This is a genomic window from Roseovarius dicentrarchi (assembly GCF_003316635.1).
Taxonomy (GTDB): Bacteria; Pseudomonadota; Alphaproteobacteria; order Rhodobacterales; family Rhodobacteraceae; genus Roseovarius; species Roseovarius dicentrarchi.
Map to the genome: position 1 here is coordinate 1 of NZ_QNQP01000037.1, position 14988 is coordinate 14988.

The following is a 14988-nucleotide window of genomic DNA, read 5'->3' on the forward strand; positions in this document are numbered from 1 at the left end:
CCGAAACAGCGAAGAAAAAGCGAAAGGAGGCAACAGCATTGACGCCATCATAATCAGCAGATCATAACGACTGGGTGGGTCAGATCTCGATGAAAATGCCGGGTCAGTTCTCAATGACAATCAACAGGTGTTAGGGCAGGGGGCCGACCAAGCCTTTTTCCACGCTTCTTCGCGGCCCGCAGCCCTGCTTTCGTCCTCTCCTGGATCAGACTGCGCTCGAACTCTGCCAAGGCCCCCATGATGTGAAACACCAGACGCCCGCCTGCGGTCGTTGTGTCGATGCCGTCCGTCAGGCTTCGGAATTCGACCCCGCGCTCGTCGAAGGTCTTCAGTAGGTGGATCAGATCAGCGATGGACCGGCCGACGCGATCCAGTTTCCAGACGATGATCTGGTCGCCGGGGGCAAGAAGGGCCATCGCCTCGGAAAAGCCGGGACGGCCTTCTGCTGCACGGGCACCGCTCTGCCCTTTGTCGGTGACGATCCGGTCGCACCCGGCATCGGTCAGCGCCTCGATCTGGAGATCGAGGTTCTGTTCTTCCGTAGAGACCCGTGCATAGCCGATTTTCATGCAGTCTTTTTGCACGAGGTTTTTGCGGCGGTCCAGCGCTAAAGAGATCAGTGACTTACGGGCAGGCAAAAAATTGCCGCGGAAAGGGTCGTTTTTGCATCCATTTTCTTCAATTCCATTGGAAACATGATTCACTTCAAGGTGACTGGTTCGTTCAGGCCGATGAAAGGGCGTCATTTAGAAAAAGTTCTTGAACCTTCAGTTGCTGTAGCTCCTACACAGGAATCTATCCGGTGAAAGGACCTCGCTATGCCACATGATGCAGACCACGACGCCCATCCCAAGTCCTGCTGTGGCCAAACAGCCGAAGGCACTTCTCAGGCAGCAGCACCTCCGCCATCCGCCGGACGTAGTTTTCGCGTCAACGGGCTGGATTGCGCCGAAGAGGTCGCGATCCTGAACAAAGTCGTCGGACCGGAAGTCGGCGGCAGCGAGCATCTGGCCTTCGATGTGTTGAATGGTAGGATGACCATCCTCGAAAGCGCCAAACCGCTCAGCGACGACAAGATCATCAAGATCGTCGGGTCGACTGGGATGAGCGCGAAAATGTGGGATGCTGAAAGCGCCGAGGCAGACCAGGCGGCCCATTTCGCACGTCAGCGCCTGTTCACCGGGCTTAGCGGCGGTTTCTGGGCAGCGGGGTTCCTCTACCACATCGTCGAGACGGGGGCGGGCGGCGCGCTACGGCTCTTCTCGGGCCATGGCGAGACGTCGATGCCTCTGATCGAGATGGGTCTGTTCATGCTGGCGGTGGTGTTCGGAGCATGGCTGGTCGCCCCCAAGGCATGGTCCGCCGCGCGCCGACTTTCGCCTGACATGAATCTTCTGATGATCGTCGCAGTGGCCGGGGCGATCGGGCTGGGCGAGTTTTTCGAGGCGGCGACGGTCGCCTTCTTCTTTGCTCTGTCTCTCGCTCTCGAATCCTGGAGCGTGGGGCGTGCCCGCAATGCGGTCTCGGCCCTTCTGGACCTGGCTCCGCCAACAGCGCGGGTCATCCGTGCCGACGGATCGGAGACCGACGTTCCCGCCGCCGAGGTTGCGATCGGTGATCGCTTCGTGGTGCGCGGCGGTGATCGTATCCCTCTTGATGGCGAAGTCACCGAGGGTCGTGGCGATGTCGACCAGGCTCCGATCACCGGAGAAAGCGCCCTGGTTGCCAAGGAAACTGGCGACGAGGTCTATGCCGGCACAATCAACGGTGATGGCACACTGACGGTTAGGGCCACCAAGGCCGCAGGCGATACCGTGCTCTCGAAAATCATCCGAATGGTAGGCGATGCGCATTCGCGCCGGGCCGAGGTGGAGCAATGGGTCACGAAATTCGCCCGCATCTACACGCCCATCGTGATGGCGCTGGCGGTTCTGATCGCCGTCGTGCCGCCGCTGCTGTTCGTGGGGGCGTGGAACTACTGGTTCTACAATGCCTTGGTTCTTCTGGTGATCGCCTGCCCCTGTGCGCTGGTCATCTCCACGCCGGTTTCCATCGTCGCCTCGCTCGCGGCCTCCGCGCGCAACGGCGTGCTGATCAAGGGCGGTGCCTATGTCGAGGCCCCCTCGCGTATGACCGCCCTGGCAATGGACAAGACCGGAACGATCACCATGGGCGAGCCGGAGGTCGCGGGTCTGCATCCCTTGGGCGGCACGGCCGAGCGCGACCTTCTGAGTGCCGCTGTCGCGCTGGAAGCCCGCTCTTCGCATCCTCTGGCGCGGGCCATCCTGGCGCGCGGCGAACGCGATGGGCTGAAGCAGTCGGCGGCTACCGACACCCAAACGGTGCCGGGCCGCGGCGTCGAAGGAACATGGGAGGGCCAGCCCGTCTGGCTCGGTTCGGATCGCTTTGCGACCGAGAAAGGTCTCGGTGACGCAATCCCCCGCGATCTGCTGGAGCGGATCGAGGGGGCTGGCAGCACGCTCGTGGCCGTAGGCTCCGGGGACCGCCTGCTGGGCCTGATCGAACTGCGCGACCGCATCCGCCCGGATGCGAAGGAGGTCGTGGCACGCCTGCATGCCCAAGGCGTGAAAAAGATCATCATGCTGACTGGTGATAACGAGCGCACGGCACGCGCTGTGGCAGCAGAGGTCGGTATCGACGAGGTTCGCGCGGAGCTGCTGCCAGAGGACAAGGTGACGGCAATCGAGGAACTCGTTGCCAACTATGATGTCGTGGCAATGATTGGCGATGGCGTGAACGATGCACCTGCCATGGCGCGGGCGCATTTCGCGATCGCTATGGGTGCGGTCGGATCGGACGCCGCTATTGAGACCGCCGATATCGCGTTGATGACAGATGATATTGCCAAGGTGCCGTGGCTGATCGGGCATTCACGCCGGACCATGGGCATCATTCATCAGAATATAGGCATCGCACTGGCGACCAAGGCGCTGTTCGTCGGGCTGACGGCCTTCGGCATGGCGACGATGTGGGGGGCCATCGCTGCGGATGTCGGCGTTTCGCTGCTGGTCGTCGCCAACGCGCTCAGGCTGCTCCGGGCCAAGAAGGATCGACCGGACGGGTCCGGGGGTGAGCAAGTGGGAGAGAAGATGGCGCAGGGAGCCCTGGCGCACGGCCATTGATTGATCAGACATACCGATACCGATATGAATGGGCACATAGAAAGATCGAGCGGACGACATGATGAAAACGACACGCAGAACTGCGCTATTGGGTGGACTGGCACTCGGCCTTGCGGGATGCGCCAGCAAGTTCCGGACCTACGACGGGCCCGCAGTCACCCGGTTGCAGATGTTCAAAAGTGACCGGAACCTGTTCCTGTTCAACAATACCTCGGTCCTGAAAGCCTACCGGATCGATCTCGGTTTTGCGGCGGAGGGGCCCAAGCAATTCGAGGGTGATGGAAAAACGCCCGAGGGAACCTATACAGTCGACCGCCGCAATCCCGACAGTCTGTTCCATCTCTCCATCGGCATCTCCTATCCGAACGAGGCCGATATCGCCTATGCCGCTGCACAGGGACGTGAGCCGGGCGGCGACATTTTTATCCATGGCGGGCCACGACCCGGTATCGACGCGATCAAACCAGACTGGACGGCGGGTTGCATCGCGGTGTCGGACCGCGAAATTGAGGATATCTACGCAATGGTGCGGGACGGGACGCCAATCGACATATTCGCATAGCATCGTACCGGCCTTGGCTGGCGGTTCATAGAACCCGTGCGAGAAAGATCGAGGCGAACAACGCCAAGAGTCCGAATGCGATCGCGGAACTCGTCGCGTATTGGGCGATGTCCAGCTTGTTGCCGCCACGCTTCCTGGCGAGATATCCGCCCCATGCGGCGCCCGCCACTGCTCCAAAGATTACGATCATGGTGCGCTTTCCTTTCTGACGGTCATTCCAATGGCTCCCACAATGCTCGCCGCCAGAATGAGCAAGAACGTCAACTGTCCGTATTTCGCGAAGGGCGTAGGCGGGAGTGCGGCAGGCAAGCGGGCGTCCAAGACGCCGGTCTCATCCAGCCCAAGGCGGGCGACGATGCGGCCGTACCCATCGATAAATGCTGAAATGCCCGTATTGGCCGCACGAACCATCGGCAGCCCCTCTTCGACCGCGCGCATCCTGGCAGAGGCCAGATGTTGCCGCGGACCGAAAGACGCACCGAACCAAGCGTCATTGGTGGCGTTGAAGATCCAGTCCGGACGCGAAGCGGCGTCTACGACGCGTCCCGGAAAAATGGCCTCGTAGCAGATCGAAAGGCCGACCGGAGATAAACCGGGTAGCTCAACGGTCTGGGGGCCGGGACCGGGCGTGAAGTCCCCAAGCCCTGCGGTCAGTCGCTGGATCGGAAGAAAACCCCGCAAGGGAACATATTCCCCGAACGGCACGAGATGATGCTTGGCGTATCTCGTGACGATCCGTCCGGTCTGATCGACCGCGAGGATCGAATTTCGATAGCGTGTGCCCGTCACGCCCGGCTCTCGCGTCTGGGCACCGGTCAGTAGAACGCTGCCTTCAGGCAGACGGTCAGCAATTTGATCCAACATTCCAGGATTCTCATCAAGATAGCCGGGAAATGCGCTTTCGGGCCAGAGAAGGACGTCGAACCTGCCAGACTGCGCGGACAGATCCAGATAGCGGGATATGTTCCGGTCGCGGAACGCGGGGTTCCATTTCTCCGTCTGAGGAATGTTTCCCTGAACGATCCTGACGGTTGTGTCTGTTGGCGGTGTGGTGGCCATAAGGCGAACCGTGCCGAGGGTTCCGGCACCCGCCACCACCGAAATGAAAACAAATGTGGCGAACGCATTTTGCCGACGATTCCGCATGTGGAGCGTTACGGGCAGGACCGACAGCAGAACTGTGAGGAGGCCAAGTCCGTAGCTGCCAACCCATGCGGCCATTTGGCGTGGAATATCGTAGTCGGCCCACGTGTAGGCAATAAGGTTCCAGGGGAAGCCTGTCAGCATGGTGCCGCGCAGCCATTCCGAAACCGACCAGCAGACCGCGAAGATCAATGCGCCGGAGACACCTTTCGTCCTGCTCCATGCGAACGCTGCCATTGCCGCCGCCGGGAACAGCGCAAGGCCGGCGGCCAGTCCAGCCACCGCAGGACCGGCCATCCAGCCGAACCGCCTCGCATCGACATAGAAGCTCTCTGCGATCCAGGACAGTCCAAACAGGAAGAAGCCGACGCCGAACGCCCATCCGGCAAGACCGGCTGTCCTGCGGGTCGCTCCGACGACAAGGAGATACAGTCCACCAAACGCGATCGGCAAAATCACTGGCAACGAGAACGGTGGCAGCGCGAGAACGGCCAGGACACCAAGAAATAATGCACAAAGAGAACGTGCAAGTCCCGAGGATATCCAGACGCCAGGAGCGGTGATGCCTACCGAAACCACCGCGATCTACTCCGATGCTTCAGACGATGCGACCTTCTCGCGCCCTGCGACGATCAGTAAAACCCCGACGCCACAAACCACGAAGACATCCGCAAGGTTGAACGCTGGCCAGTGCGCCGTTCCGAGATAGAAATCCAGGAAATCGGTCACTCCGCCGAAGCGAAGACGATCCACGATATTTCCCAAAGCGCCACCGATCACCATGCCGTAGGCGCCCGCCTCGGCTGGTTGCGTTGCCCGGATCAGCGACACGACAAGATACAGGACGACGGCGGTGGCGACCAAAGCCAGTACCCACCACGGTACGCTCTGAAAGAACCCAAAGGTCACGCCGTAGTTGCGGTGAAAGATCAGATTGAAACCTGGAAAGACAGGGATGCCTGTGGCAAGCGTGTCCGCGTTGGCGACGACGAACGCCTTCGATGCCAGGTCGGCGGCGAGCGCTGCGATGGATGCGTAAAATCCCAAAACATAATTTTTCATGGATCAACCTAACCAGACATCGAGGAACAGCATGACAACGAGGCCGATCGCGAGGCCCGTCGTCGCTTGCTTCTGATGGCCGCTGCGGTGGGTTTCGGGGATGATCTCGTGGCTGATGACGTAGAGCATCGCGCCCGCCGCGAATGCCAGACCCCAGGGCAGGAGGGGCTGCGCCACGACGATCACCGCCGCACCGAGAAATCCTGTGACGGGTTCGACCAGACCGGTCAGTGCCGCAATTCCGAAGGCACGGCCCGCCGAGTACCGCTCGCCCAGCAAAGCGACCGCCACGGCCAAGCCCTCGGGCGCATTCTGCAATCCGATGCCGAGGGCAACTGGGAATCCGCCGGTGAACCCATCAGCTCCGAATGCAACGCCGACGGCCAGACCTTCTGGTGCGTTGTGGATCGCGATGGCGATGATGAAGAGCCAGACGCGCCGCAGCGAAACAGCCTCGGGGCCTTCACGGCCACTGCTGAAATGCTCGTGTGGAATCAGCTCGTTCATCAGGGCGACCACGCCCATCCCCATCAGGATCGCCGCGCAAACGATCAGCGCTGGGATCGCCCCGTCGCCGTATCGCGATTCAGCTACGTCCAGCGCCGGGATGATGAGGGAAAAAAACGATGCGGCAAGCATGACCCCGGCGGCAAAGCCGAGCGAGATATCACGCCATTTGCGTGACGGAGTCTTGCCGAGAAGCACAGGCGTCGCCCCGACGGCGGTCATGAGACCGGCGGCGAGGCTTCCCAGAAAACCCAGTGCAACAGGCGAAAGTGTTGCGATCTGCTCCAACTCAACTTGCCGGATAGGACGAGAAGACTTCGGTGGTGCCGTCGGATTTCACCAAAAAGACATCGTAGGCTTCGGCATTGTCGCCGAAATCCATGCCGGGCGAGCCGATGGGCATGCCGGGCACGGCAAGACCGATGGCGTCGGGACGTTCCTCAAGAAGGCGGGTGATATCGGCTGGAGGAACGTGGCCCTCGATGGTATAGTCGTCGATAGTCGCCGTATGGCAGGAGAACATATCGACTGGAATGCCGCGATCCATTTTCAGACGAATCAACGCGCCACCGAGGTTTTCGCCTTCCGGGGCAAACCCGGCCTCGGACAGCTTCTCCATCCAGGCAATGCAGCATCCGCAGCCGCGCGTCTTTCCGACGTGGATGGCGGTCTGGGCGGTTGCGGCCGTCGCGGCGGCAATAATGAGAGTCGCAGCGGCAAGGGTTTGAAGCCTGTTTTTCATGGTTATTCCTTTCAAATCAGTCATGTATCTTCGCGAAGAGCGGCCACGAAACGTGTGCGCGTCTCTGCAAGAATTTCAGTGGCATCGGCGGCGTCGAGGTTTTCCGCAGAGGCGAGCAACTTCTCCCCAAGCGGATCGATGGGTCGACCGTCCACGCGCACTTCGTAGTGAAGATTGGGGGCTGTTGCGGTGCCCGTTTCACCGACCTCGCCGATCACCTCGCCTGCAAGAACGCGGTTCCCGACCGCCAGTGCCTTTGCCACTGCGCTCATGTGCGCATATCGGGTCATCGTATCAGACCCATGCGCGATCTCGACCACCCGGCCATACCCGCTCCGCCATCCGATAAAGGAGATCCGTCCGGGTGCGGTCGCTGCAATCGGCGTCCCCGCAGCAGCGGCGTAGTCGACGCCTGTGTGCATCCGCATATTGCCGTAGATCGGATGCTTGCGCTGCCCGAAGACCGATGACAGCCGCGCGCCTTCCACCGGCGGCGCGACTGTCCGCAGGATTTCTCCGTTCAGATAAACCGTCGCACGTCCGCTGTCTTCGTCCGCCCACACGATCTCGAGTTGATCGTCCTCCAGGTCGAGTGCAGCATAGGACATAAGCGGCTGGCCGATTTCCGAACCGTCCGGAAGGACCGTCTGACGCCAGAGGATATTCAGACTTTCCCCGCCTTGAAGATCCCTGCGAAAGTCGACCGTGTCCCCCAGAATCTGTGCGAGATCGACGGCGAAACGGGCCGGAACGCCTGCTCTGTCGAGCGAAGCGTAGATCGACCCGTTCACCTGCAATTGCCCCGCACGCTCGATCGTCGACGCGCTCGGCGTAACCGTCCGACCGGCAATGGTGCCGTCCAAGGTAACTTCGATCCGCACGCCGTCATCGACAGCCAATGTCACAACGGATGGCGTGCCGTCCCGGCGATACCCGACGCTGAGGCGGTGGCCCGGTCGAAGGCGGCGCAGGTCGTATTCGACGGCCAATGCCAGTGCGACCTCGGCCCGCGTCTGCGCACCCATGTCAGCGCGGGAAAGAAGCACGTCCAGCGTGTCACCGGATTCGACCGTCGCCTTCCATGGCGGCACGGCGAGGGCCTGAACCAACGCCGTCAGATCATCTGGCTCGGCACGTTCCTGTCCGGGAAGCTTCGGCGGCTGAAACCCGGCTGGAAGCACATTCGACATCGTATCGCCGGAGGTGATGACGCCGGGCCAATCGAGCGGTTCGGGTGGACTGGTCGGGGCCATCGGAGCCTCGGAAACGATGTTCTCAGGTGGGGCCTCCATGAACAAAGTCCGGCTCGCCATCGTGCCGACCGCTGCCGCGGCCACGGTCGTTCCCAGAACGATATGTCTCAGTTTCAAGATTTTGCCCCCTTGGTTCCGTCCCGCATCGCACGCCTAATCTTCGGCACGGCAAATTCGCGTGGTTCGTGATAATCGATGACGCTGACGAAGCGGCCTGTCGCATCGAACAGGAAAACACCCGCAGTGTGGTTCATCGTATAGCTGCCGTCTTCACCCTCGACCTTCTCGTAGGTGGCGCGGAAGCCTTCGGCGACAGCGGCGATCTGGTCGGGTAAGCCCGTCCATCCCTGAATCTGCGGATGGAAGTAGGAAACATACTCGGCCATGGTTTCGACCGTATCGCGGTCCGGGTCCACGGTGATAAGAACGGTGCGCAGATCTTCGGCCTCCGGCCCAAGCTCGTCGAGCCAGCCGGAAATATCCGAGAGGGTCGTCGGGCAGACGTCGGGGCAGTAGGTGAAGCCGAAGAAGACCAGACTGGGGTGGCCGATGAGGGTTTCAGGGCCTACCTCCTGACCATCCTGATCCGTCAGGCTGAAATCCATCGAAGATAGCGGCATGGGCCTCTTGCCCGGAGCAGGATCAGCTCCAGGCCCATCGACCTGCCACCAGCCGACGAACAGGGCGGCAAAGACTGCCGCCGCGCCGATTGCCGCGATTTTGGCCACACTCATCATCAGCCGGTTCAGCCTTCGGGGCCGCGTGCGCCGATGCCAAGGACCGGGACGGTGATTTCCAGCTCCGTTCCGTCAGAAAAGAGCAGGGTCAGCGAAAAAGTCTCCCCCTCGACGAGCGGAGATTGCAGTTGCATCAGCATGGCATGATACCCGCCGGGTTCGAGGGCGATCATGCCCCCGGCTGGGATCATGATATCGTCGGCCGGAGCCATGCTGCTGACGCCGTCAGAATTGGTACTGGTTTCGTGGATCGAGGCCATGCCGGATATGTCAGTGCGAAGACCGATTAAGGAGATCGATTCGCTGCCCTCGTTCCGAACGGTCAGATAGGCCCCGCCGGGCCGCGATGTTCCAAGGCTCGCGCGCGCCCACGGCTTCTCGACCACAATCGAGGCGTCCTCTGACATTTGCTGCGCTGAGGCTGCCAATGGCAGGCCCATCAGAAGAGCGACAGACAGGCTTTGAAATGCCTTTGCGAAGGTTTTGAACACGTCGGTTCTCCTGTTCATTCTAGTTTGTTGCCGCAGCCTCGACTTCGGATTGTACGAGCGATAAAAGCTGCTCCGCACCGAACTCTGACAAAGGCTTGCTGTTAACGAAGAACGTCGGTGTGCTCTGGATTCCGACAGCTTCGACATCTGCCCGGTCCTGATTGAGGACGCCGACGATGCTTGGTGATTTGATCTGGTCCGCCGCCGCCGCAGTATCCAGACCCGCCGCGCCGGCGATTTCCATGATCCGCTCCGCTGCCGGTGCGCCGTGAGAGGCCCAGGCCGACTGGTTTTCGAGCAGCGCTTCCAGCACCGGAACGAAGACATCCTGCAACCGCGCCGCTTCCAGCACCTTGATTGCCAGCTCTGACCCTTCGCCGTGGAAGGGCGTGTAACGCATGACGACGCGCACATCGTCGGGGTATTGCGCCAGTATCTGCTTCACGATGGGGTGGAAGGCGCGGCAGGCCTCGCAGGCGGGGTCGAAGAACTCCACGATGGTCACCGGCGCATCCTCGCGCCCGAGAATAGGTGAATAAGCCCGAACGAGACGATCCTGTTGTTCCGGCGGAGCGGCTGTAGCCACCGGGGTCGGACCAGGGCGGGACACAAACCAGGTGCCAGCCGCAAAAACGGCCAGTACCACAGCGAATATAGCGAGCAAAAGTGTTTTTCGGTTCATGTTGAAATCCGTCGAAGTTGAATGAGAAGGCCAAGGATCGCCCCGAACGTCAGCAGGGAGAGCAGAGGGATTGGCATACCAAGGATCAGCATTGCGGCATCGGTGCAGGACGGCCCGGATGCAGTGCAGGGCACGATCGGCGCAGGCACGATCCCGGCGTAAAGCAGGAAATGGTAGAGGGCGACAGCACCGCCCAGAACGGCAAGGGGCGCGGCATAGCGCCAGATCGAGAGGTCGGCGCGCCACGCCGCCACGCCCAGGATGATCGCGAGCGGGAACATGAAGGCTCGTTGGAACCAGCACAGATTGCAGGGAGTCTGCCCCAGAACCTCTCCGATGAAGAGCACGGCAAGCGACGCAGACAAGGCGACGAACCATGCCGCGAACAGGAAAGCCACCGGATTCTCGGCACTTGGCGTTGCGTCTGGCCCAGCTGTCACGTGCCGATTCTTTCGCGAAGATCGGCAACGATCAGTCCGGGTTCCTGATCGTATTCGTAAATGCGGACAAACTCACCTTGCGGATCAAACAGAAGGAAAGACGACGTGTGACCCATAGTGTAGCCGTCAGGCGATGAGGCTTCCTCGATCTTCTGGTAGTAGATCTTGAAGGTCTTGGCGGTGCGTTCGATCTGTTCCGCGGAACCGCTCAGCCCAAGGATTCCGGGACCAAACTGGGGAACGTAGCTGGCCAGAGCGCTTGGCGTATCCCTTTCAGGGTCGACCGTGATGAACAGGGGCTGGACGGCGGAACCTTGGGTGTCAAGATCATCCATGACCTGTGCGATGGTGGCCAGACCCAAAGGGCAGACGTCCGGGCAGTTCGTGAAACCGAAGAAGACGAGCATCCAGCGTCCGCGAAAATCCTCGTCGGCCTGAATCATTCCATTGTGGTCCGTCAACTCGAAATCCGCAGCAAATCTCGCGGCTTCGGGATCGAGACGGGCAGCGACCGGTCCCTGATTGCGTTCGGTCATCCAAAGCGTAGCTGACACCGCAGCAGCGACGACCACCGCCGACCATAGAGCTATCCGGACCTTCCTCATAGCTTGCGCCACTCACCTGTTCAGTTCGTCTCAGCGCGGGATACAAGCTACAGCAGATAGAGGTTCAAGCATAAAGATACCCTGTATGGCAAATTATCACGTTGATGTGAAACCTTTGGCTCTTCAAGGGAGTTGGTTCCACGATAAACTACAGCCGTTGTAGATTAAGGAAACGCACATGCTGGCAATTGGAACTCTCTCGCGGAAAACTGGGGCCAAGGTCCAGACGATCCGCTATTACGAACAGATCGGGTTAATGAACGAAGCCGGGAGGACCGCAGGCGGCCAGCGCCGGTACTTCGAGAAGGATCTTGATCGGCTAGCCTTCATCCGGCACTCACGCCAGCTCGGCTTCTCGCTCGACTCCATCCGGGAGCTTCTGGACCTATCGGACAACCCGTCTCAGTCTTGCACCGAAGCCGATTCCATCGCACGGCGACAGCTCCGTCAGGTCGAACAGCGGATCAAGCGTCTGCAAGCCCTCAAGAAGGAGCTGAAGCGCATGGTTGCCGAGTGCAAGGGAGACAGCGTGGCCGAATGCAAGGTTCTGGAGGTCCTGCGGGACCATTCGGGGTGCCTTACAGACCATGACGAGATCGGGGCCTGACGGTTAGTCAAGGCTTCCCTTGAAGCTCTGGCTACTAGAGGTCTTACTTGCATCTTGGTTGCTAAAGAAGGGGCCATATCTGGCCATTTTGCGAAAAACGGTAGGTTTGTCAGTTCCATGGTCGAAAGAGAATGCAGCGGATCGGTTGAGAAAGAGCGTCAGACTCTTTGGATTGTTCTTGGGCTCAATTTTGCAATCGCGGCGGGGTTCTTCATTACGGGTGCCATTGGCGATTCCAGCGCCCTGATCGCCAACGGCCTCGACAACACTTCCGACAGCCTCGTTTATGGCATCAGCCTAGTGGCCTTGTCCCGGTCGTCGAAGTGGAAGCGGGGTGCCGCAAACGTATCCGGCGGGTTACTGATGGTCTTCGCCGTCGCAATCTTGATCGACGCGTCGAGGCGTTATGCCGGTGGGTCCGAACCGCTCGGCACGTTGATGATCGCAATGTCGCTGGTTGCCGCCGTCGTCAATCTCGCCTGCATCTGGCTGCTGGGGCGACTGAAAGAACCGGACGTGAACATCCGAGCTGCCAACACCTTCAGCCTCAACGATTTCGCATCGAACGGCGGCATTTTGATCGCGGGCGGCCTGGTGTGGTGGTTGGGCAGCAACTGGCCTGACCTCATTGTCGGGGTCGCGGTGGCCGGAATCGCGGCACGGGGAGGCATCGGCATTCTGCGGGACGCGCACGGCGAACACCATGAAGCGGTGCATGGAGATAAGAAATGACCGCTGCCTGGGTCTATACGCTGATACCGGCCGCGGTCGCGATCCTGGGGGCCATCGTTGCGGTCAATGTTCGGCCTGGGCCCACGCTCGTCAGCGCCATCCAGCACTTCGCGGCGGGCGTCGTCTTTGCTGCGGCGGCGGGTGAGATCATGCCGGATGTCGCCCATAGCGGATCGCCGATCGCGACGATCGTCGGTGGCTTTGCCGGGATCGGCGTGATGCTTGCGATCCGTCAGTTGGAAAGGCTTATCAAGGGCCCGGCGGGGCTGCTCACGCTCGTTGGCGTCGATATCGTGATCGACGGTCTTGTGCTTGGGATTGCCTTTGCCGCCGGAGCAAAAGCAGGTCTGCTCCTTACAATTGCCCTCAGCGTCGAGGTCCTGTTTCTGGGGTTGGCCGTCACCACCGAACTATCGGAAACGGTGAAGTCCCGGAGGCGGATCGTCCTGATCGTTGCCGCCCTTGTGGTCTTGCTGCCCGTCGGTGCGTTCATCGCTACGCCGGTCGCCAGTCTTCCGGCGCATTACATCACCGGGTTTCTGAGCTTCGGACTTATCGCTCTGCTCTACCTCGTCACCGAAGAACTGCTGGTAGAAGCGCACGAGACCCCCGATCGGCCTTGGGTCACGGCGATGTTCTTTGTCGGTTTCCTGCTGCTCCTGTCTCTCGAAGAGGTGATGGGATGAACCAAACCAAAGAGAAAAGGACACTGCATGGCGCATGATCATGCCCATATGAAGCCCAAGGCGGGTGACCGGCGGGTCGCAATCGCCATCTGGGCTAACGGCGTTCTGACGGTCGCGCAGATTGTCGGGGGAATACTCTCCGGCAGCCTCGCGCTGATCGCGGATGCGATCCACAACTTCTCCGACATGGCATCGCTTGTCATAGCGTTCGGCGCACGCAAGATCGCGCGCAACCCGGCCGATGCGAAAATGACCTTCGGATATGGCAGGGTCGAGATTGTGGCCGCACTGATCAACTATACCTCGCTGATCATCATCGGGCTTTATCTGGTCTACGAGGGTGCGATGCGCTTTGTCGACCCAGTGCAGATCGAGGGCTGGACGGTCGTGATCCTGGGTGGGGTGGCACTGTTTATCGACACCCTCACCGCTTGGCTGACATATTCCATGCAGAAGGGCAGCGTGAACATCCGCGCGCTCTTCCTACACAATCTCAGCGACGCATTGGCATCCGTGGCGGTCATCGTCGGTGGTGTTCTCATCCTTCTCTACGACATCCGCTGGGTCGATCCGGCAATCACCATCGGGATTGCCGCCTATATCCTCTGGCTTGCCTTCAGCGAGATCGGCGGCCCGATCCGCACACTGATGCTGGGCAGTCCGCCCGACATTGACACGGACGAGGTCATCGCAGCCGTGGAGAACGTCGACGGTGTCGAGGAAGTCCATCACGCGCATTTCTGGCAGATGCAGGAACATCGCGCGGCGCTCGACACACATGTCGTGATCGCCGAGGACCGCTGGGGTGACCTGGAAAGCATCAAGACGGCAATCAAGACCCGCCTCGAAGAACAATTCGGAATCGACCATTCCACGCTGGAATTCGAGCGCCTCGGTAACAAACACGACGATGCGGCCCGTTACGGACATGAATGAAAGGAGAAACTTATGTGGAAGGATGTGAAAATAGAAGGCGAAGGTGTGCTGGGACTCGAATGCGACGGCAAGCTGTCGAAACAGGATTTCGAGACGATGCACGCTTGGCTTGATCGCGAGTTGGAAGCAGCGAAGGGCAAACCGGCGCTGGTCATCTTCATGGGGGAGTTCGAGGGATACGAAAGTGCCGCCGCGATATGGGCGGACATGAAAGTAGATACTCGGCATGCCAATGACTTTTCGCGGGTTGCGATGGTTGCTGACCAGAAATGGATTGAGTGGGGCGCGAAGGCGGCGGATTTTGCACTGCCGCCCGAACTGAAGTGGTTTGAGAACGCGGCGGGACGTGCGGCTATTGCCTGGGCGCGAACGAAGGGATGATTGGCCGCTGCCGTTCACTCACGCTCATGCGACTTTAAAGTGTTTGAAGCTCTAGTGGATGGAGGGCGTAGAAACAACGAAATATCATAATATCGGAGGTTTCATCATGAAACGGGTTAGTAACATGTCAGTCACGCGTCGAATTGCACTCCTTCGGGTGGGTCATCGGTTGGGTCTCGTTCTGGGTCTGTCGGGGCTGGCTGTCGGTCGCGGTATCTTGTGTGGGCGGACCGCCAGGTCCCTCGTTGTTGGGCGGTGCGCCCTCCGCCCTCGGCTGGA

The 14988-nt window shown here is 60.3% G+C and carries 19 protein-coding genes; 7 read left to right on the forward strand and 12 right to left on the reverse strand.

From position 1 onward, the window contains the following. Nucleotides 1-110: 110 nt before the first annotated feature. Nucleotides 111-746 carry a recombinase family protein gene (locus DQ230_RS16030; protein ID WP_238987568.1) on the reverse strand — a complete coding sequence of 212 codons (636 nt, stop codon included), beginning with the start codon at nt 744-746 and terminating at the stop codon, nt 111-113. A gap of 72 nt (nt 747-818) precedes the next feature. On the opposite strand from DQ230_RS16030, the gene DQ230_RS16035 reads away from it, so the two are divergent. After that, entirely contained in the window at nt 819-3143 is a 2325-nt protein-coding gene (locus DQ230_RS16035) for a heavy metal translocating P-type ATPase (protein WP_238987569.1), read from the forward strand. 61 nt (nt 3144-3204) lie between these two features. Next, entirely contained in the window at nt 3205-3705 is a 501-nt protein-coding gene (locus DQ230_RS16040) for a L,D-transpeptidase family protein (RefSeq protein WP_108693510.1), read from the forward strand. 25 nt (nt 3706-3730) lie between these two features. Here DQ230_RS16040 and DQ230_RS17295 read toward each other — a convergent pair whose 3' ends face one another. The 11 genes from DQ230_RS17295 to DQ230_RS16090 all read right to left on the reverse strand — a co-directional run bounded on the left by DQ230_RS17295 (nt 3731) and on the right by DQ230_RS16090 (nt 11298). Further along, on the reverse strand, nt 3731-3895 hold the full coding sequence (locus DQ230_RS17295; RefSeq protein WP_165802951.1) for a hypothetical protein: 165 nt from the start codon (nt 3893-3895) through the stop codon (nt 3731-3733). After that, nucleotides 3892-5427, reverse strand: coding sequence for an apolipoprotein N-acyltransferase (gene lnt, locus DQ230_RS16045; RefSeq protein WP_203228110.1), 1536 nt, complete (start codon nt 5425-5427; stop codon nt 3892-3894). The genes DQ230_RS17295 and lnt overlap by 4 nt, the downstream gene beginning before the upstream one ends. A 6-nt stretch (nt 5428-5433) precedes the next feature. After that, on the reverse strand, nt 5434-5910 hold the full coding sequence (gene lspA, locus DQ230_RS16050; RefSeq protein ID WP_108693484.1) for a signal peptidase II: 477 nt from the start codon (nt 5908-5910) through the stop codon (nt 5434-5436). Between the two features lie 3 nt (nt 5911-5913). Beyond that, nucleotides 5914-6696 (reverse strand): ZIP family metal transporter, encoded by a 783-nt coding sequence (locus tag DQ230_RS16055; RefSeq protein ID WP_108693508.1) that lies wholly within the window; start codon nt 6694-6696, stop codon nt 5914-5916. 10 nt (nt 6697-6706) lie between these two features. Next, nucleotides 6707-7159 carry a DUF411 domain-containing protein gene (locus DQ230_RS16060; RefSeq protein ID WP_108693483.1) on the reverse strand — a complete coding sequence of 151 codons (453 nt, stop codon included), beginning with the start codon at nt 7157-7159 and terminating at the stop codon, nt 6707-6709. A 20-nt stretch (nt 7160-7179) separates the two neighbouring features. Then, a complete protein-coding gene (locus DQ230_RS16065) occupies nt 7180-8529 on the reverse strand; it encodes a M23 family metallopeptidase (protein WP_238987570.1) in 1350 nt (449 codons plus the stop codon). Beyond that, complete coding sequence (locus DQ230_RS16070; protein WP_108693482.1) at nt 8526-9149, reverse strand: SCO family protein; 624 nt, start codon at nt 9147-9149, stop codon at nt 8526-8528. The genes DQ230_RS16065 and DQ230_RS16070 overlap by 4 nt, the downstream gene beginning before the upstream one ends. An 8-nt stretch (nt 9150-9157) precedes the next feature. Further along, nucleotides 9158-9589 carry a copper chaperone PCu(A)C gene (locus DQ230_RS16075; RefSeq protein ID WP_108693506.1) on the reverse strand — a complete coding sequence of 144 codons (432 nt, stop codon included), beginning with the start codon at nt 9587-9589 and terminating at the stop codon, nt 9158-9160. Between the two features lie 70 nt (nt 9590-9659). Continuing rightward, nucleotides 9660-10322, reverse strand: a complete 663-nt coding sequence (locus DQ230_RS16080; protein WP_108693481.1) for a DsbA family protein — start codon at nt 10320-10322, stop codon at nt 9660-9662. Beyond that, nucleotides 10319-10762 (reverse strand): disulfide bond formation protein B, encoded by a 444-nt coding sequence (locus tag DQ230_RS16085; RefSeq protein WP_203228111.1) that lies wholly within the window; start codon nt 10760-10762, stop codon nt 10319-10321. Before DQ230_RS16085 ends, DQ230_RS16080 begins: the two co-directional genes overlap by 4 nt. After that, entirely contained in the window at nt 10759-11298 is a 540-nt protein-coding gene (locus tag DQ230_RS16090; protein ID WP_113913607.1) for an SCO family protein, read from the reverse strand. The genes DQ230_RS16085 and DQ230_RS16090 overlap by 4 nt, the downstream gene beginning before the upstream one ends. A gap of 247 nt (nt 11299-11545) precedes the next feature. On the opposite strand from DQ230_RS16090, the gene DQ230_RS16095 reads away from it, so the two are divergent. From DQ230_RS16095 to DQ230_RS16115, 5 genes are all read left to right on the forward strand, one after another. Next, a complete protein-coding gene (locus tag DQ230_RS16095; protein WP_113913602.1) occupies nt 11546-11974 on the forward strand; it encodes a MerR family transcriptional regulator in 429 nt (142 codons plus the stop codon). A gap of 117 nt (nt 11975-12091) precedes the next feature. Continuing rightward, nucleotides 12092-12706 carry a cation efflux transmembrane domain-containing protein gene (locus DQ230_RS16100; RefSeq protein WP_113913603.1) on the forward strand — a complete coding sequence of 205 codons (615 nt, stop codon included), beginning with the start codon at nt 12092-12094 and terminating at the stop codon, nt 12704-12706. Further along, complete coding sequence (locus tag DQ230_RS16105; RefSeq protein WP_113913604.1) at nt 12703-13392, forward strand: ZIP family metal transporter; 690 nt, start codon at nt 12703-12705, stop codon at nt 13390-13392. Before DQ230_RS16100 ends, DQ230_RS16105 begins: the two co-directional genes overlap by 4 nt. A 27-nt stretch (nt 13393-13419) precedes the next feature. Next, nucleotides 13420-14328, forward strand: coding sequence for a cation diffusion facilitator family transporter (locus tag DQ230_RS16110; protein WP_113913605.1), 909 nt, complete (start codon nt 13420-13422; stop codon nt 14326-14328). A 12-nt stretch (nt 14329-14340) separates the two neighbouring features. Continuing rightward, nucleotides 14341-14709, forward strand: coding sequence for a SpoIIAA family protein (locus DQ230_RS16115; RefSeq protein WP_113913606.1), 369 nt, complete (start codon nt 14341-14343; stop codon nt 14707-14709). The last annotated feature ends 279 nt before the right edge of the window (nt 14710-14988 follow it).